The sequence below is a fragment of the Bacillus sp. FSL R7-0685 genome (assembly GCF_038002425.1).
In the GTDB taxonomy this organism is placed as follows: Bacteria; Bacillota; Bacilli; order Bacillales; family Bacillaceae; genus Bacillus; species Bacillus subtilis.
In genome coordinates, this window is record NZ_JBBOCN010000001.1 from 3,255,574 (window position 1) to 3,273,157 (window position 17,584).

Genomic DNA, 17,584 nt, shown 5'->3' on the forward strand with positions numbered 1-17,584 from the left:
ACTTGATGTTTATTGTTTTTTAAAAAGGATGGTAATGACCGTTCCAATGTTCATTCTGCTGTTCACATGTATCGTTCCGTTATGCAGATGGACAAGCTCCTTGGCAATCGCGAGCCCGAGACCCGTTCCGGCAGTTGAATCTTTTGTGTTCGTCCCTCTGTAGTAACGGTTAAACAAATGGGTAATCGTTTCTTCATCCATTCCTTTCCCATTGTCCTTCACCTTTAAAGATATATGATTTTTTGTTTGCTCCAGAATGACTTGAATCTCTGTTCCTTTGTCGTTGTGCTTCACGGCATTCCCAAGGAGGTTTTCTAATATGCGCCTGAACCACGCTTCATCAAGGGCAAATTCAATATGCTCTTCTTTGGATACAAACGAGATATCATAGCCTTCAGAAAACGGATTTTTCTTAAAATCCTCAATGACATTTTTAAAAAACGGGATAAGGCTAGTGAGATTTCTCTCAATAGGAAGAGCATCATTTTTCAGCCGATACGTTAAATTTAAGTCTTCAATCAGCTTAGACATGTATTCAGATTTTTCTCTGACAACCTGCCCCATTTCTTTCACTTCTTCCGGCGACCAGTCATACTGCTTCGACTCGAGCATCATGCTGTAGCCGTAAATACTGCTGAGCGGTGTTTTTAAGTCATGTGACAAACCGGCAATCCATTCTTCCCTTGTCGCCTGGATTTTTTCTCTGTTTCTTTTATCCCTTCTCAGCGTTTCAGTCAGCTGATCCATTGATTCAAATATCTCACCGAAGAAGCGGTACGGCTGTTTGATTTTTCCCTTTTTATTTTTGCTGACAGGACGGCCTTCCCGGTTTCTAGGTTCCTCAAGCTTCCCTTTTGACAGATTGACCAGCCATCTAATCGTGTGAAAAATCGGCAGCCCGAATCGGAACATATACCAAACGGTCATCCAAATGATATACATGAACAAAACGGCCATCACGAGAAACATCGCTTTTAATACAACCTTCAGGAATGATTTGTTAAACTCCTGATCGGTTACATAGACTGGGTTTGGCACCGTAGCGACCATCCATCTGTCTTTATTGAGGATCTTAACGGAAATTTCCCGCTTATAGTTCCAAGGCTTAGAGCTGTATTTAAGCAGCTCCAGCTGGTTCATCGTTTTTCTTTCGCTTTTTGTGCTGTTGATGCTGTCGAGAATCTTTCCATTGCTGTCTAACAGGTAAATGGCGCCTTTTTTCCGTTTAATATAGTCGATGGTACTAGACTTATAGTGCGCTAGTGAGTCTATCTTTTGTTCGCGCTTTTCAACGGAAGTCAGGAGCTGTTCACTTTTTGATTTCCAGCCGGACAATAGAAGATACGACTTATCTTCAATATTGATGGCCCAATAATTCAGTTTATAGTTATGAAGCTTTTTGGTTTTATAAATAGACAAAAGCTCTTTCTTGGTATAGGTGCCCGGCACGTCTTTTGGCACGCCGTAGGAATAATCAGTGTTTCCTTCCGAATCAATGATTTGCATCCAGCCGTGCTGTTTATCAACAGATTTCTTCAGGAAATTATCCACTTCCCATGTCCCGTCTTCGTTTACATCGAGATATGCCTCAAGTGTGTCGGTCGTTGCCTTCGTCAGCCCTGAATTGGATTCCGCATCGCTAAAACGGGCGTCTAAATAGAAAAACGACGCAACAAGCATAACCGTAAGCAGCAGGATCACAATCAGCATCTGGCCGAAAAAGTGAAACAAAAACTTCCATCTTAACCTCATGACCGCTTGCCTTCAGGATTTGGGATAAAACGATAGCCGAGACCTCGAACGGTTACAATATACTCCGGATTGCTCGGATCGCGCTCAATCTTCTCCCTAAGCTTGCGAATATGAACCATGACGGTGTTGTTGTCACCGTAGGAAGGATAGCCCCATACTTTTTCATATATTTGATCTTTGGAAAGCACCACGTTAGGGTGTTCACAAAAATACTGCAAAAGCTGCAGAAGCTGGGCTGAACAGGCAACGGCTTCCCCGCCTACGATCAGCTCGGCATTTTGCGGAGAAAAAGTAAAATAATCATATGTGTAGGTTTGATTTGAACTTGTTTCTTTTGATTGATATGTACGCTTGAGATGTGCTCTGATCCGCGCCGCTAATTCCAGCGGATTAAATGGTTTTGTGATATAGTCATCAGCTCCAACCGCAAAGCCCGATAATTTGTCCGCGTCGGATGATCTTGCCGTCAGGAAAAAAATCGGAGCGTCTGAATACTCTCTGATCAATGTGCAGGCTTCAAAACCGGACATTCCGCCCATCATGACATCCAGCACAATCAAGTCAACCTTATTGGCCTTCACAACGGGAATCGCTTCTTCTGCGCTTGCCGCATCCAGTATATTTCGATAACCTTCTTTTTCGAGAACGCGTTTGATCATGTCCACAATCGCTTTCTCATCGTCTACGATTAAAATTGACGCATTTTCCACTTTTATGTTCCTTTCTGTCACTGTTTTTTTTCATCTTATCATTATATCGTTTATTTATGGTACATTTTTGAATACATTGGAGCTTGGCAAATCAAAACAGCAAAAAAGGAGCAAACAAGCGCTCCCTTTTGATGTTTTTTCATATGAAAATATTATGAGTTCTCATCCACCATGTACAAAATAAACTCCCAAAATCCCGGGACATCCTGACACAAAAGCATATCAGCCTTTTCAAACATTTTGATCTTCAGCTCTTGCTCTAAATCTTCTCTTTCTTGATAGGATGTATTGCTGAGTTTTTTTCTGATCATCGGTGAAAAGCATGCAATCAGGTGCTCAATGTCATAAGTCTCGTCTTTTTGTTTCTTTTTTTGTTCAAACTGGCCGTCCACAGCTTACTTTTCCCCCTTTTTTTGCGCCGCTAGCTGCTTTCTGATATTCTCCAGCCCCTTTTTATGAATGTTGGAAATGTTTTGTCGGGACTCCCCTAATGAATCTGCAATCTCCTGCATCGTGGCACCGTGAAGATACACTTTCGTCAGCACACTTTTTTGTTTGTCAGTCAGCTTCTGGATCGCTTGGTAGAGCTGGTAATCCTGGACATGCTGGCTCAAATCATCCTGCCTGTCTAAAAATTCTTCAAATGCATCGCTTCCTGTTTCGGAAGGAAGCCGATCTCCCGCCTCCGGATGATCTACCGTCAGCGGATACCGTTTTTGGTTTTTGCGAACCCGCTTATCAAAATCAATAGAAAAGATGCGAATCATTGAATTCATATACTTGACGATGCGGATTTCTTTATAAAATTGCTTAAATAGCTCGTCCAATGATTTTGCATCTTTTTCGTTAGGGCTTTCCATTACGTTTTTGAACAAACGGTAATGCTGAGGATTGCTCAAAAAATGCTTCACGATGGGATGCTTCATTATCTCCTTACATTTTGACCGTAAAAGACTTTGATAGTCCATCAAACCGCCTCCCTACTAAATTAAATGAAGGAAAGCAAAAAAAAGTAAACTACTACTTTCCGACTAGTGTCTTCCAAAATACTTTGCAGCAGTTTACGTTTTATCGGTTTTCCTTCACTTACATACATGACTGCAGAAAAAGAAGGGAGGTATTTTCCTATGGATCAGGTTTTTATAGAGGAAGTCGTAAAACAGATCGGCAATTTGGGGTTTCCCGCGCTGATTGCAATGTATCTGCTGACCCGATTCGAAAAGAAGTTTGATCAACTAATAGAACTAATGACAGAAATGAAAGATCATGCAAAAAAATAATTTTTCAATCGAAGTTGACTTTTCACTGGTTTTTTTCACTTAACAAAACAGAAGGGAAAACGAAAGGCCTTTCACCTTCTCTTTCTGCTATCACATTTAAATGTAAGGAGGAAACATTTCATGAAAAAACAAAATGACATTCCGCAGCCAATTAGAGGAGACAAAGGAGCAACGGTAAAAATCCCGCGCAATATTGAAAGAGACCGGCAAAACCCTGATATGCTCGTTCCGCCTGAAACCGATCATGGCACCGTCAGCAATATGAAGTTTTCATTCTCTGATACTCATAACCGATTAGAAAAAGGCGGATATGCCCGGGAAGTGACAGTACGTGAATTGCCGATTTCAGAAAACCTTGCATCCGTAAATATGCGGCTGAAGCCAGGCGCGATTCGCGAGCTTCACTGGCATAAAGAAGCTGAATGGGCTTATATGATTTACGGAAGTGCAAGAGTCACAATTGTAGATGAAAAAGGGCGCAGCTTTATTGACGATGTAGGTGAAGGAGACCTTTGGTACTTCCCGTCAGGCCTGCCGCACTCCATCCAAGCGCTGGATGAGGGAGCTGAGTTCCTGCTCGTGTTTGACGATGGATCATTCTCTGAAAACAGCACGTTCCAGCTGACAGATTGGCTTGCCCACACTCCAAAAGAAGTCATTGCTGCGAACTTCGGCGTGACAAAAGAAGAGATTGCCAATTTGCCTGGCAAAGAAAAATATATATTTGAAAACCAACTCCCTGGCAGTTTAAAAGATGATATTGTGGAAGGGCCGAATGGCGAAGTGCCTTATCCATTTACTTACCGCCTTCTTGAACAAGAGCCGATCGAATCTGAGGGAGGAAAAGTATACATTGCAGATTCGACAAACTTCAAAGTGTCTAAAACCATCGCATCAGCGCTCGTAACAGTAGAACCCGGCGCCATGAGGGAACTGCACTGGCATCCGAATACACACGAATGGCAATACTACATCTCCGGTAAAGCTAGGATGACCGTTTTTGCATCTGACGGCCATGCCAGAACATTTAATTACCAAGCCGGTGATGTCGGATATGTACCATTTGCAATGGGTCATTACGTTGAAAACATCGGGGATGAACCGCTTGTCTTTTTAGAAATCTTCAAAGACGACCATTATGCTGATGTATCTTTAAACCAATGGCTTGCCATGCTTCCTGAAAAATTTGTTCAAGCGCACCTTGACTTGGGCAAAGACTTTACTGATGTGCTTTCAAAAGAAAAGCACCCAGTAGTGAAAAAGAAATGCAGTAAATAAAAGACTTGCGGCTTGCAGAGAGCACTCGTTCTCTGCAAGCCTTCATAAGGAGCTGAACCAGTGAAACATCAAAACCCTTCAAAACGCTTATTGCGGCTCTCCATAAAGTACTTGCTGGCCGCAGCAGCAGTGGTGTTGACCTATTTTGCTGTCATCTATATATTGTTTTCTTTAGCGGAAACGAGCTACCGCTCAGCAGCTCATGTCCTGCTTTTTGCCGTGGTATTTCTTGTTCTCGGATTATGCTTTGAACCATTTGAACGGCTGATGATACATAGCTTTACATTTTTCAAGACAGGAAAACGTCTATTCATTCTCCTTGCCGGCATCGTACAGCTGCTATTTTTGTGGATGACTGCTCATACAACAGACCAATTGATCAGCGACATCTGGCTGTCCACCACAGAAGAAATGATCGTCGCAGCCGTTTTTTTGATTTTAGACAAATGCAACTCGGCTCTTCCCAGCTAAAAAAAAGAACGCATTCCAATTGGATGCGTTCTTTTTATTCATAGCGAAGCGCGTCTACAGGCTGAAGCTTCGAAGCCTTGATAGACGGAAGCAAGCCGAAGATAATGCCGACTGCCATTGAAAAGATGAGTGCTCCGACAACAGCTGGAATGGAGACGATAAAAGGCATCGGAAAAATGACCGTCAGCAGCTTGGCGATGCCGAAGCCCGCCAGCACACCGAGTATTCCGCCAATGCTTGTCAGCACGACAGCCTCGGTTAAAAATTGAAATAAAATCACACGCCGCTTAGCACCGAGCGCTTTCTTAATTCCGATTTCCCTCGTGCGCTCCGTTACGGAAACGAGCATAATGTTCATGACGCCGATACCGCCCACCAAAAGTGAAATACTGGCGATTCCGCCAAGCAGCAATGCAAATGACTGATTAAAGGACTCCACTTCCTGCGCGATCTCCTGAAGATCCATTACACTGTACTCTGCTTTTTCCAGCTCAGCTTCTGACAGTCCCTGATTTAAAAGATCTGCAGCCATTACACCCGCTTCTTGGATATGCTCAGAAGAATCAGCCTGCACGGCAATCTGCGTCGGCGCGTCAAATCCTTCAATAAGCGGCCACACTTTTTTCGGCACGTACAAAACCGGGTTCGCATAGTCGCCTTCAAACATGCTTTCCTGTTGATTTTTTTCTTTAAAAACACCGATGACCTTAAACGGCACACCATTCATCTCAATGTTTTTATGCAGAGCTTCTCCGTCTGGAAACAGTTCATCTCTGACAGCTTCATTGATCATCACTACTTGGTGTGTGCTGTTTAAATCGTTTTCCGTTAGCTTTCTCCCTTCGGTTATTCGGATTGGAAACATGTCGAAGTAATCATCGTCCACTCCATACACTTGGGGATACGAAACGTTTGTTAAATGAAAAACGCTCGCGCCTTCTGACAAGTAATATAAGGATAATCCTTTGACCATCGGATCTGATTTGATCGCCTTTACTGTTTCTTCCGCTACAGGCGGCGCGGACGCATACGACACCTGAGGGCCGCCGCTCTCCTCTTCTCCGCCAGACGGCTGGTAGACAACGTTGATCGCGTTGTTTCCCATGCCGATCATACTTTGCTTTAATTGCTCACTTTGGCCCTTCAGCATTGAAACAATCGCGATGATTGCCGCTATGCCGATAATCACGCCGAGCATTGTCAGAATGGATCTTAATTTATGAGAGAAAATGGATTGAAAGGAGATTCGAATATGTTCAAGCATGGCTGATATCCCCTCTCTCATCTAAAACCAGCTCTCCGTCTCTGATAAAAACGGTTCTGTCAGCTTTTTTGGCGACGTCCGGGTCGTGGGTTATCATAATAATGGTCTTGCCTTCCCGATGCAGTTCAGAAAACAGTGACAAAATTTGTTCACTTGATTTGGTATCAAGCGCCCCGGTCGGTTCATCAGCTAAAATAAACCTCGGCTGATTGACAAGGGCCCTCGCTATCGCCACCCGCTGCTTTTGGCCGCCGGACAGCTTAGGCGGTTTGTAGGAGACCCTGTCTTTTAATCCGACTTTTTCCAGCGCTTCATATGCCCGTTGCCTTCTCTCTTTTTTCTTCACTTTATTGTAGATCATCGGCAGCTCGACATTTTGCAGCGCGGTGAGACGCGGCAGCAAATGAAAAGTTTGAAATACAAACCCGATTGATTCATTGCGAATTTCAGCTAAAGCCCCGTCTTTCCCTTTCAATATATCGATCTGGTCAAGCGTATAGGTTCCTGAGGTTGGCCTGTCCAAACAGCCGATAATATTCATTAACGTTGACTTTCCAGAACCGGAAGGCCCCATAATAGCTAAAAACTCCCCCGCCTGAACAGTCAGATTGATATGTTTCAAGATTGGAACTTCTTCTTTTCCCAGCTTGTACGACTTCGAAATATTATTCAGTGTCAGCATTGACTGTAACCTGCTTTCCTTCCTTGACCGCGGGATCAGGATAGATCACATAATCTTCCGGCGTCAGGCCGCTCTTAATTTCCACCATGTCATTTTCATCAGTCTCTCCGATTTCAACAGGCTGCTTAACCGCTTTCTGATTCTCATCAGCTTTCCACACATACGGTTCGCCGTCATCCTGAATGACCATGTCGGACGGCAGCTTGATCGTGTCCGCATCAGCATTATCACTCATCACTTCGATGTTGACATGATAGCCGACTTCAAGACCTTTATGGCTGTCTAATAAAATGGTGAAAGGATAGTTAGAGGACTGGGGGTTCATTTCTTCATCAGCAAAGCTATCTGATTCTTCACCCTCGCCTGCTCCCGCTGGAAGCTTGCCGATCGAGGTGACCTTTCCTTTCCACTCGCCCTCACCGCCTGTTTTCAGCGTGACCCTGACTTTGCTGCCTTTTTTGATCGTGTCCATTAACAGCTCATTGATTTGGCTTTTGACCAGATATTTGCCTGTCGAAACAATCTGGATATACGGGCCTGCTGCCTGGTCGCCTGTTGCACCGTCAGCGATATCCTGATTGACGCTTTGAACGATTCCGTCATGCTTGCTTGTAATGACATTGGAACCTTTGTTTTTCGTCAGGCCAGCCAGTTCTTTTTGATGCTGCTTCAGTTCAAGCTGGCTTGTTTTCAAATCGAAATTGGCTTGGTCAAGTTCATCTTGAAGCTGGGTTTTCTCTTCTTTCCCTGCAACTTTCAGCTTCTTTTCCGTTTCCGTTATTGATTTTTGCAAACGGTTGATTTGCAGATTTGTCATTTCAATTTGCAAATTGGCTTGCTCCACTTCATCAGAATGATCCTTGCCCTCATACTCAAAAAGCTTATCGCCCTTTTTAACCTGATCGCCTTCTTTGACGTATGTTTTTTTAATGCTGCCTTTTTCTGAATCTATGTATACTTTCTGCTGTTTCTCAGGTTCAACCTTTCCAGAAAACGTTTGGCCTGATTCTGAATCTCCTCCCATGTATACCGCGACCGATTCAGCATAGGGCTCCGATGATACGGCAACTTGGTTCATGTGAGTAAAAAAGTAAAAACCGCCAGCGCCGATCCCAGCCAATACAAGCACACCGGCACATATCGCACCGCCAATAAGCCATTTTTTCTTCTTGGACACAACGATCTCCTCTTTCTGTAAACTATGTAATATTTCCGAAACATTCTAACCAATATTATCTATTAATTCAAAAAGACTTGCAATCCTTTTATTGAAATGACGGAATCAAATAGAAAAATTGTATTTTCAAAGCCGAATAAAAAAAATCCCGGCTTCAAACCGGGATTTTTTCATACAGTAACTAGCTCTTTTTCATTTTTAATCAAGTCATATGTCAAGCATACAGGTTTATTTGTACGGGGATCAGTCACGATTTCGGCATCAATCTGAAATACCTGCTTCAAAATGTCTGGTGTCATGACCTCCAGAGCAGTTCCTTCCTTGATGACCGTGCCTTTTTTGAGCGCGATCATATAATGAGAAAAACGAGCTGCATGGTTAAGATCATGAATGACCATTAAAATCGTCCGCCCTTGCTCTTTGTTGAGTCTGTCAAGCAGCTGCAGAATTTCAAGCTGATGTGCAAGATCAAGATACGTTGTAGGTTCATCCAGCAGAAGCAGTTCCGTCCCTTGCGCAAGCGCCATGGCAATCCACACACGTTGACGCTGTCCGCCTGACAATGCCTCAATCGGCCGTTCAGCATATTCAGCCATGCCTGTTTCTTCAAGCGCCCATTTGATAATCCGGCGGTCTTCGTCATTTAATCTGCCGAATCCTGATTGATGCGGAAACCTGCCGTACGACACCAATTCGTGCACTGTTAGGCCGCTCGGCGCTTCAGGTGTCTGTGGAAGAATCGCCATATCTTTTGCAATGTCCTTTGTAGACATTTTATGAATCGCTTTGCCGTTTAAATAGACGGCACCTGCATGTGAACGCATAATTCTGGACATTGTTTTTAAAATCGTTGATTTCCCGCAACCGTTCGGGCCAATTAAGGTGGTAATTTTCCCTTTAGGAATCGATATATTTAAATCCTCTACAATCACCCTGTCGCCATAACCGATTCCAAGCTGTTCCGTTGATAATGAATTCATATTCGGCCCCCTCCTCTAATTCGCTTTCATCAATAAATAAATAAAGTAAGGCGCACCTAGCACGGAAATGACAAGTCCGACCGGAATTTCTGATGGTGCCAATACATTTCTCGCCAGCGTATCAGCAAGCAAAAACAGGAATGAGCCGATGAAGGCGGAGACCGGTATCAGCGTCTGGTGACGTGGACCGGTCAGCCTTCTAGCCACATGCGGCGCGATCAATCCGAGAAACGCAATGCCCCCCGCAGCTGCCACGCATGAAGCGGCAAGAGTGACCGCTGCCAGAAGAAGAATCCGTCTTTCCTTTTCAACAGCGGTGCCCAGTCCGGTCGCCAATTGGTCTCCGAGCTGCATAATGTTCAAATAGCGTGCCTTATATAAAGTAAACAGAAGCAAGATCACAATCCAAGGGAGAATCGCCCAGATCATATTCCAGTTCGCCCCCCATATTGAGCCGGATATCCAAACCGCGGCTTGCATAAAATCATGAGGGTCCATCTTGAGCTGAAAAATCAGCAACAGGGCGTTGAATCCGGCATTCACCCCTATGCCGACTAAAATCAGCCGAATCGGTGTCACGCCTTTTTTCCATGCCAGAATATAAATGAGAAACGCAGCGAGGATTGCTCCTGCCAAAGCACTGAACGGCAGCATAAATGTTCCGAAAAAGCTGAGATCTGAAGCTGACCCTTGAAAAAAGTATATAAAAAGCACTACAGCAAGTGAACCGCCGGCGTTAATTCCGAGAATACCAGGCTCGGCAAGTTCATTTTGAGACACGCTTTGCAAAATGGCTCCAGCTACGGAAATCCCTGCTCCAACAAGCAAAGAAAGGATGATCCGGGGCAGCCTGAACTCAAATAAGACAAGTTCATCACGCGCCGTTCCTTGGCCGAAAAAGACCTGAAGCGTTTTAAGCGGTGCAATTTTGATAACGCCCAAATTGAGACTGATAAAAAAGACCACCACGATAAGCAAAAAGGTCACAGCCATTACAATGAGCGGTTTGTTTGTTTTTGTTTTCATTACAGCCCTCTCCTTTCACGACGTGCCAAATAAAAGAAAAAGGGAACGCCGATAAGAGAAGTCAGCGCGCCGACAGGCGTTTCAAAGGGCGCATTTACGAGTCTGGCCGCTATGTCAGCAAAAACAAGCAAAACAGCACCGAGCACCGCCGAGCAAGGAATGATCCACCGATAATCCACACCGACCAAAAAACGGGTAATATGCGGAATGATCAGCCCGATAAATGCAATGGTGCCGGCAATGGAAACCGCAGCTCCGGTTAGAATTACTACAATAAGCATGCCAACCAGTTTCACTGCTGATGTATATTGTCCAAGCCCTTTTGCCAGATCGTCACCGAGACTTAACACTGTCACAGACCGGGCGATAAAAAACGCGAGCGTTAAACCGACAGCCCCTGCAATAAGCAAAAGCTGGACCCCCGGCCATTTCACACCCGCTACCCCGCCAGCGTACCAAAAGCTGATATCCTGAGCGACATCAAAGCGGATTGCAATGGCAGTTGAAATGCCGGTAAAGAAATAAGTAACTGCCGTACCCGCCAGAGCAAGCTTTACAGGCGTAAGTCCGCCCCTTGAAAACATGCCGATGCCCATTACCGTCGATGCCCCCAGCCCCGCTCCCGCAAAGGACCATAGCACAAGCCCCATTGCAGAAAGTCCGGGAAAAAAGGCAAACGCAATCGAAACCGCAAACGCAGAGCCTGATGTCACACCCATAATCGAAGGCTCTGCCAAAGGGTTTCTCGTCATCCCCTGCATGATTGCTCCCGACACTGCCAACAATGCGCCTACAAGCGCGGCAGCCGCCGTTCTCGGAAGCCGAAGATCATGTATAATTTGGTGAGATGTCTTTGTCGGCTGATAATGAAAAATGGCGTCCCATACAGTGCGCAAATGAATATCCGCTGCACCGAGGGATATGGATAAAAATGCGCCAAGGCAAAGCAGGCATAGACCTGCAATAAGGACGATGACCGCGCCATATGTCCTTGACGTCCATTGGATTTCTTCTGATGCAGTCCGTATATTTTTATGTTGACTCAACTGCCGTACTTCCTTTCTGTTACTGATAATGATTATCAATTGCTGTTTCAGTATATCACTTTTTTCAGCTGATTTAATAGAGTGTTTTGAACAAAAATGAAAATGCATTTGCAAAAATATCGTGTCAACCGGCACTTGCAGTGGTATAATCACAGATGATAATGATTCTCTTTTTCATCTATTTTTTAGAAAGAAGGTATGAGATATGACCCATATATACAAGAAACTCGGAGCCGCGTTTTTTGCCCTGTTATTGATTGCAGCGCTGGCAGCCTGCGGGAATAACTCAGAAAGCAAAGGTTCTGCCTCTGATTCAAAAGGCGCAGAAACCTTTACATACAAGGCTGAAAACGGAAATGTAAAAATCCCGAAGCATCCTAAACGGGTGGTTGTCATGGCAGACGGCTATTACGGCTACTTCAAAACACTCGGCATCAACGTTGTCGGTGCGCCTGAGAATGTATTTAAAAACCCTTACTACAAAGGAAAAACTGACGGCGTCGAAAACATCGGAGACGGCACTTCGGTTGAAAAGGTCATTGATTTGAACCCTGACCTGATTATCGTCTGGACAACACAGGGCGCTGATATTAAAAAGCTTGAAAAAATTGCGCCGACTGTCGCAGTAAAATACGATAAGCTCGACAACATCGAACAGCTGAAAGAATTTGCAAAAATGACGGGAACTGAAGATAAAGCTGAAAAATGGCTGGCCGAGTGGGATAAAAAAGTTGCGGCCGCTAAAACAAAAATCAAAAAAGCGGTCGGTGACAAAACCATTTCCATTATGCAAACGAACGGAAAAGACATTTACGTATTCGGTAAAGACTTTGGAAGAGGCGGAAGCATCATTTACAAAGACCTCGGCCTGCAGGCTACAAAGCTGACAAAAGAAAAAGCCATTGACCAGGGGCCAGGTTATACAAGTATTTCATTAGAGAAGCTCCCTGACTTCGCCGGAGATTACATTTTCGCGGGCCCATGGCAATCAGGCGGTGATGATGGCGGCGTTTTTGAAAGCTCCATTTGGAAGAATCTGAATGCCGTTAAAAATGGCCATGTCTACAAGATGGATCCGATCGGTTTCTATTTCTCTGACCCGATTTCATTAGAAGGACAACTGAAGTTTATTACGGAAAGCTTGACTAAATAAACAAAAGAGCCGCCTGCCCGCGGCTGTCTCATTTATAAGGATCGTTCAATTTGATCGGATATTTTCTTGCCAAATCACAGGAAGTTGCATATTTGATTGCCCCTTAATTTTTTGATTCCAGCTTTCCTGTCAACTATGTTAACGATCAGTAGAAATTCGTTTTTTATAAAAAAAGACACCTGAGCAAATCAGGTGTCTTTTCATTATGCATGTTTTTCTTTCTGGAACTTTTTACTCACAAATGGATAAACGATTAAGCCGACAAAGAATAAACCGATGCCGAGGATAAATGTCGTTAAATCTGCTGTGCCTGTTACGATAACAAACACGGAGTATGCACACGCCAGTATCGCGATCAATCCGTCTCTTACACGGGAGCCTTTCAGCTGGTCATACGTTTCACCTTTGATGACTACCTTCAAGCTGTAGATTGCAGATACCAGATACGGAATTAAATATGCGAGTGTAGCGGCTGTCGTTAAAAATGTAAATGCGTCACTTATTGTCCGGGAAATAACCGAGAAAATGAAGACCTGTGACATGACGTTTGTAATAATGAGTGCAATGACCGGACTTCCCTTTTTATTCGTTTTTGCAAAAAATGCCGGGAAATCTCCTGCTTTAGCTGCTTGGTATGGCACCTCAGAGCCAAGCAAAATCCAGCCGAGCATCGTTCCGAATAAACAAAGGATAGCCAAAAGCGCCATAATCACGCTTCCCGCGTTTCCAACAATCGCATAGAGTACATCAACAAATGGTTTTTCAGAGCCGACAAGCTTATCATGCGGCAGAACACCCATCGTAATTAAAGTCACAATAATATATATGCTCAAGGCAATCAGCAAGCCGGTAATTGTCGCACGTTTCACATCACGCTGAGAGCGCGCACGGCCGGACAGGATCACCGCGGATTCAATTCCGACAAACGCCCACAGTGTAGAAATCGCGGCGTTATGAACCTGGCCGCCAATTCCAATGCTTGTGCCGTTTTCTCCTTGAACCGGGAAATAAAAATGACCGAATAATGTCGTTTGAAACACAAATAAACCGGCAACGATAAAGAAGACAAAACCTAATACTTTAGAAAGCGTTGTGACAAAGTTTAATTTACTTGCGCCGTTAATGCTGGCAACAAGAATCGCGTGCGTTCCCCATAACAAGATCGTACATACGGCAAACGTCAGTAATTGGCCGAGTGTCACCTCTTGCCCGCCGATCGAAAACATCTCACGTTTATCAACCAAGATCGGGAAGAACGAAGTCAAGTAACCGGCGAGACTTGTGATGATCGCCACGTTACTGATCCAGCTCGCCACCCAGTAGCCCCACACCATTGTGAAACCGGCAGCGTTGCCTTTTTTCGGGTCAGAAAACAGCGCTCTTGCATAACTTTGCGGTCCCGCTGTCAGTTCAGGCTTGCGAATGGACAAGTGTCCGAACACAAGTGCAATCATCAGCACGCCGGCACCTGTCAAAAGCCAGGCGGACGTAGCTCCAAACGGACTCGCAATTGAAGCAAGCGAGCTCGGCAAGGAGAAAATTCCTGATCCAACCATATTTCCAACGACAAACGCCGTTAATAACCAAAAACCCCATTTTTTTGTCTGTTCCATTCCAGTACCTCCATGATTCTTTGTACGGACCAGACCCCGAGATCATATAAACGCAAAAAAAGCCTGAACAAAAGTCCATGCTTAAAGAAACACACACCCTTGATCTCCGGATAGCCCTCCGCGAAAAAGCACGCGGCAGTCCTGCACTTATTCAGATACAGTCCCAGCATAGAGAAGGATCGGCTTTCTCCACACTTCGGCGCTGATGCCTTTTACACATGTTTAACAGCCCCTGTCAGCCTAGCATGTGTGACTCATCATCCGCGCAACCTCTACCTCACTGAGAAAGAGTGAGGATTTAATTATTCAGTTACTCCCAGAAGGTTATCAAAGAAAGGATGATCTGTCAAAGGGAACAGATGGAAAATACGGATAGAGCCAAGCCCTATCCGCATGTGGTTATCGATTATTTTTCTTTTTTTGCACAGCTTCTTGAAGCGGATCATCTTTTAGAGCTGAACCAGCATCTTCAAGAGCTCCTTGGATTACGTTTTTTTCTTTTTCGGAACGTTTTCCTTTATCTTTATTAAAGAAACCCATTCGTATCACCTCTTTTAAAAAATAGGTACATGTTTAAGATGCCTTTTTCCTGAAAAATTATGCGGGATATTTTTTATCGTCCAAAGTCCTGTTGATCAAACATACATTCTCTTGATATATTTGTAATTCAGAGATTTTTTGCAAAAGATAAAAGGAGAAGCGGCAAATGACAGGAAAAACACACATCATGGGAGGCATCGCTTCTTGTACGGCAGCGGCTTATTATTATGGATTTGATCCAGTGCTTATGGCTGCGTCAGGCGCGGTTGGAGCATTAATACCCGATATCTGCCACACACAAAGCAAAATCGGGAGAAAATTTCCTATTTTATCGAAAGTGGTCAGCTCCGTTTTTGGCCATCGCACCTTTACACACAGCCTGCTGTTTATGCTCATCATGTTTTTTATCACTTCTACATACATTCCAGATAAAAACATATCAGCCGGCCTGATGATCGGAATGGCGAGCCACTTGATTCTTGACGCTTGGACGGTGAACGGAATCAAATTATTATTCCCTTCCACGATCCGCGTTCGGCTTCCATTATATATGAAGACAGGCAGTTTTTCTGAGCAGCTCGTGCTAGCCGGCCTGACCCTTGCTTCATGTTACTACTTTTATATGCTGTTTCATGGCCGCATGTTTTAAACATGAGTGCTGAGACTTGTCTGAACCGGCTGTTTTTAGTAGGTTTTACTTAAGAAGCATTTCATGCAGATGATCAAGAAAACGTGAGGAGTCATATTGATGAAAGGAACCTTTTTTCACAATCAGCGGTTTTTATGTTTTTCGATCTTATTTATGTGGATCAAAACGTATGTGATATATAAACTCGGCTTTGATTTGCAAATCGATACTCTGTTGGAGGAGCTAATGCTGCTGGTCAACCCGCTCAGCTTTATTCTTCCTTTATTCGGGATCGGCCTGTTTCTAAAAGAAAACAAGCAGCGGGCCTTTTTGCTGATTGCCAATTTGGTTCTGACTGTTATCTTGATCTCTAATACGATTTTTTACGGCTTTTATATCGATTTTATTACCATTCCGGTTTTATTTCAGGCCAGCAACATGAGCGATATGGGCAGCAGTGTAAAAGAACTGTTCCATCCTCTGTTTATCGCCCTGTTTGTGGATTTGGTTTTTCTGCTGCTGTTCGCCAGAAAAACCAAACACCCACAGACAAAAGCCGCTCCCTGCACGATCAAACGGTACTATGCAGCTTCCTGCGGCATGCTTTTATGCACACTGGCACTTGCAGAAGTACAGCAGCCGAAGCTTTTGGCACATTCTTTTGACCGGGAAATGCTAGTCAAAAGCATCGGCCTGTTTCAGTTCCATATTTACGATACAATTTCTCAGACTGTTAATATCAGCGCGAAAGCTTTTGCCGATGAAGACAGTATAACTGCCATTAAAAACTACACAGAGGCTGATTACAGCAAGCCTGATCAAAGCAAATTCGGTCTTGCAAAGGGGCGCAATGTCATCTTTGTAACACTTGAGTCGACCCAAAGCTTTGTTCTGAATGAAAAAGTAAATGGAAAAGAAATTACCCCATTTATGAATGATCTCATTAAAAAAAGCTATTCCTTTGATCATTTCTATCAGCAAACAGAACAAGGCAAAACATCAGATTCAGAATTTATCGTCGCTAACTCACTGTATCCTTCCCTTAGCGGCGCCGTCTTTTTCACGAAAAGCGACCATCAATTTCATACGATGTATAAATCGCTGAAGCAGCACGATTATTATTCAGCCGTCTTTCATGCTAACCATAAAACATTTTGGAACAGAGATGTCATGTACGATACGTTTGGCATTGACCGTTTTTTTGATGTTGATGATTTTCATGTCACTCCCGGGACATCGACAAGCTGGGGCTTAAAAGACAAAGAATTTTTAGAGCAGTCCGCCGAAAAGCTGAAAAGCCTGCCGCAGCCGTTCTACAGCAGTTTTATCACGTTAACGAATCATTTTCCGTTTGAGATTGATGAAAAGGATCAGCTGATAGATGAATTCGATTCAAGCAGTGATCTGTTAAACCGCTATGTGACCACGGTTCGCTATGAGGATGAAGCATTGAAGCATTTTATCAAAAAACTGAAGGACGAAGGCTTATACGAAAATTCGATGATCGTATTTATGGGAGATCATTACGGCATTTCTGAAGCCCATAACGAGGCAATGGCTGAGTTTTTAGGGAAAGACGAAATCACACCGTATGACAACGTTCAGCTCCAGCGGGTGCCGTTTATCATACATATCCCGGGAATCACCGATCAACAGCCGGAAACCATCCCTGATGCCGGGGGACAGGTCGACGTCAGGCCGACGCTGATGCATTTGCTCGGCGTTGAGACAAAAGGCGATATCCAATTCGGCAATGATTTGCTGTCGGGCGACCGCACCCCATTCGCCGTTCTGCGAAACGGCAGCTTTATTACGAACGATTATGTATACACAAAGAACACGTGCTATAGCCAAAAAACAGGTGAAGTGCTGGAAGATCAGGATGCGTGCCTCCCTTACAAGGAGAAAGCAAACGAAGAACTGTCTCTCTCTGATAAAATTTTAAATGGTGACCTGCTCAGGTTTTCCGAATGAAAAAATCCCT

Annotated in this window: 18 protein-coding genes and 1 riboswitch; of the genes, 6 read left to right on the forward strand and 12 right to left on the reverse strand. The window is 44.2% G+C overall.

The annotated features are described in order from the left end of the window. Positions 1–9: 9 nt before the first annotated feature. The 4 genes from yvrG to sigO form a co-directional block, all read right to left on the reverse strand. Positions 10–1,752: a two-component system sensor histidine kinase YvrG gene (gene yvrG / locus MKY50_RS17050; protein ID WP_032726840.1), complete on the reverse strand. Its 1,743-nt coding sequence runs from the start codon at positions 1,750–1,752 to the stop codon at positions 10–12. After that, positions 1,749–2,462, reverse strand: a complete 714-nt coding sequence (yvrH, locus tag MKY50_RS17055; RefSeq protein WP_003243545.1) for a two-component system response regulator YvrH — start codon at positions 2,460–2,462, stop codon at positions 1,749–1,751. Before yvrH ends, yvrG begins: the two co-directional genes overlap by 4 nt. A 152-nt stretch (positions 2,463–2,614) precedes the next feature. Further along, on the reverse strand, positions 2,615–2,854 hold the full coding sequence (rsoA, locus tag MKY50_RS17060; protein WP_003228484.1) for a sigma-O factor regulator RsoA: 240 nt from the start codon (positions 2,852–2,854) through the stop codon (positions 2,615–2,617). A gap of 3 nt (positions 2,855–2,857) precedes the next feature. After that, on the reverse strand, positions 2,858–3,388 hold the full coding sequence (sigO, locus tag MKY50_RS17065) for an RNA polymerase sigma factor SigO (RefSeq protein WP_014477957.1): 531 nt from the start codon (positions 3,386–3,388) through the stop codon (positions 2,858–2,860). A gap of 201 nt (positions 3,389–3,589) precedes the next feature. On the opposite strand from sigO, the gene MKY50_RS17070 reads away from it, so the two are divergent. From MKY50_RS17070 to rsiO, 3 genes are all read left to right on the forward strand, one after another. Beyond that, positions 3,590–3,742, forward strand: a complete 153-nt coding sequence (locus MKY50_RS17070) for a YvrJ family protein (RefSeq protein ID WP_038429609.1) — start codon at positions 3,590–3,592, stop codon at positions 3,740–3,742. Between the two features lie 120 nt (positions 3,743–3,862). Beyond that, the gene (gene oxdC / locus MKY50_RS17075; RefSeq protein ID WP_015384622.1) at positions 3,863–5,020 is read left to right on the forward strand and encodes an oxalate decarboxylase; all 1,158 of its coding nucleotides are present in this window, start codon (positions 3,863–3,865) and stop codon (positions 5,018–5,020) included. A gap of 60 nt (positions 5,021–5,080) precedes the next feature. Beyond that, positions 5,081–5,491 (forward strand): acid stress-sensitive anti sigma factor RsiO, encoded by a 411-nt coding sequence (rsiO, locus tag MKY50_RS17080; protein ID WP_341116985.1) that lies wholly within the window; start codon positions 5,081–5,083, stop codon positions 5,489–5,491. A gap of 34 nt (positions 5,492–5,525) precedes the next feature. On the opposite strand, the gene MKY50_RS17085 is transcribed toward rsiO, so the two are convergent. The 6 genes from MKY50_RS17085 to MKY50_RS17110 all read right to left on the reverse strand — a co-directional run bounded on the left by MKY50_RS17085 (position 5,526) and on the right by MKY50_RS17110 (position 11,666). Continuing rightward, positions 5,526–6,755 carry an ABC transporter permease gene (locus MKY50_RS17085; RefSeq protein ID WP_213377084.1) on the reverse strand — a complete coding sequence of 410 codons (1,230 nt, stop codon included), beginning with the start codon at positions 6,753–6,755 and terminating at the stop codon, positions 5,526–5,528. Then, on the reverse strand, positions 6,748–7,437 hold the full coding sequence (locus MKY50_RS17090) for an ABC transporter ATP-binding protein (RefSeq protein WP_014480848.1): 690 nt from the start codon (positions 7,435–7,437) through the stop codon (positions 6,748–6,750). The genes MKY50_RS17085 and MKY50_RS17090 overlap by 8 nt, the downstream gene beginning before the upstream one ends. After that, entirely contained in the window at positions 7,421–8,614 is a 1,194-nt protein-coding gene (locus tag MKY50_RS17095) for an efflux RND transporter periplasmic adaptor subunit (protein WP_341116987.1), read from the reverse strand. The genes MKY50_RS17090 and MKY50_RS17095 overlap by 17 nt, the downstream gene beginning before the upstream one ends. A 170-nt stretch (positions 8,615–8,784) precedes the next feature. Next, on the reverse strand, positions 8,785–9,594 hold the full coding sequence (locus tag MKY50_RS17100; protein WP_003243882.1) for an ABC transporter ATP-binding protein: 810 nt from the start codon (positions 9,592–9,594) through the stop codon (positions 8,785–8,787). A 15-nt stretch (positions 9,595–9,609) separates the two neighbouring features. After that, entirely contained in the window at positions 9,610–10,620 is a 1,011-nt protein-coding gene (locus tag MKY50_RS17105; RefSeq protein WP_003244298.1) for a FecCD family ABC transporter permease, read from the reverse strand. Further along, positions 10,620–11,666: a FecCD family ABC transporter permease gene (locus MKY50_RS17110; protein ID WP_038829342.1), complete on the reverse strand. Its 1,047-nt coding sequence runs from the start codon at positions 11,664–11,666 to the stop codon at positions 10,620–10,622. Before MKY50_RS17110 ends, MKY50_RS17105 begins: the two co-directional genes overlap by 1 nt. Positions 11,667–11,871: 205 nt before the next feature. Here MKY50_RS17110 and MKY50_RS17115 point away from each other — a divergent pair, with 205 nt between their 5' ends. Beyond that, complete coding sequence (locus MKY50_RS17115) at positions 11,872–12,819, forward strand: iron-hydroxamate ABC transporter substrate-binding protein (RefSeq protein ID WP_049139696.1); 948 nt, start codon at positions 11,872–11,874, stop codon at positions 12,817–12,819. 203 nt (positions 12,820–13,022) lie between these two features. Here MKY50_RS17115 and MKY50_RS17120 read toward each other — a convergent pair whose 3' ends face one another. Next, positions 13,023–14,432, reverse strand: a complete 1,410-nt coding sequence (locus MKY50_RS17120) for an amino acid permease (protein ID WP_029318410.1) — start codon at positions 14,430–14,432, stop codon at positions 13,023–13,025. Between the two features lie 103 nt (positions 14,433–14,535). Next, a riboswitch (Lysine riboswitch) is annotated at positions 14,536–14,715 on the reverse strand. Between the two features lie 116 nt (positions 14,716–14,831). Continuing rightward, positions 14,832–14,972, reverse strand: a complete 141-nt coding sequence (gene sspJ, locus MKY50_RS17125) for a small acid-soluble spore protein SspJ (RefSeq protein ID WP_003221612.1) — start codon at positions 14,970–14,972, stop codon at positions 14,832–14,834. A 166-nt stretch (positions 14,973–15,138) separates the two neighbouring features. On the opposite strand from sspJ, the gene MKY50_RS17130 reads away from it, so the two are divergent. Both MKY50_RS17130 and MKY50_RS17135 read left to right on the forward strand, forming a co-directional pair. After that, complete coding sequence (locus tag MKY50_RS17130; protein ID WP_003228444.1) at positions 15,139–15,621, forward strand: metal-dependent hydrolase; 483 nt, start codon at positions 15,139–15,141, stop codon at positions 15,619–15,621. Positions 15,622–15,720: 99 nt separating this feature from the next. Beyond that, a complete protein-coding gene (locus MKY50_RS17135) occupies positions 15,721–17,574 on the forward strand; it encodes an LTA synthase family protein (protein WP_341116989.1) in 1,854 nt (617 codons plus the stop codon). Positions 17,575–17,584 lie beyond the last annotated feature (10 nt).

Bases quoted from the DNA above. Each gene is read 5' to 3' on its own strand.
- yvrG (WP_032726840.1), bottom strand. From the start codon at position 1,752: ATGAGGTTAAGATGGAAGTTTTTGTTTCACTTTTTCGGCCAGATGCTG.
- sigO (WP_014477957.1), bottom strand. From the start codon at position 3,388: ATGAAGCATCCCATCGTGAAGCATTTTTTGAGCAATCCTCAGCATTAC.
- MKY50_RS17070 (WP_038429609.1), top strand. From the start codon at position 3,590: ATGGATCAGGTTTTTATAGAGGAAGTCGTAAAACAGATCGGCAATTTG.
- oxdC (WP_015384622.1), top strand. From the start codon at position 3,863: ATGAAAAAACAAAATGACATTCCGCAGCCAATTAGAGGAGACAAAGGA.
- MKY50_RS17085 (WP_213377084.1), bottom strand. From the start codon at position 6,755: ATGCTTGAACATATTCGAATCTCCTTTCAATCCATTTTCTCTCATAAA.
- MKY50_RS17090 (WP_014480848.1), bottom strand. From the start codon at position 7,437: ATGCTGACACTGAATAATATTTCGAAGTCGTACAAGCTGGGAAAAGAA.
- MKY50_RS17100 (WP_003243882.1), bottom strand. From the start codon at position 9,594: ATGAATTCATTATCAACGGAACAGCTTGGAATCGGTTATGGCGACAGG.
- MKY50_RS17105 (WP_003244298.1), bottom strand. From the start codon at position 10,620: ATGAAAACAAAAACAAACAAACCGCTCATTGTAATGGCTGTGACCTTT.
- MKY50_RS17115 (WP_049139696.1), top strand. From the start codon at position 11,872: ATGACCCATATATACAAGAAACTCGGAGCCGCGTTTTTTGCCCTGTTA.
- MKY50_RS17120 (WP_029318410.1), bottom strand. From the start codon at position 14,432: ATGGAACAGACAAAAAAATGGGGTTTTTGGTTATTAACGGCGTTTGTC.
- sspJ (WP_003221612.1), bottom strand. From the start codon at position 14,972: ATGGGTTTCTTTAATAAAGATAAAGGAAAACGTTCCGAAAAAGAAAAA.
- MKY50_RS17130 (WP_003228444.1), top strand. From the start codon at position 15,139: ATGACAGGAAAAACACACATCATGGGAGGCATCGCTTCTTGTACGGCA.
- MKY50_RS17135 (WP_341116989.1), top strand. From the start codon at position 15,721: ATGAAAGGAACCTTTTTTCACAATCAGCGGTTTTTATGTTTTTCGATC.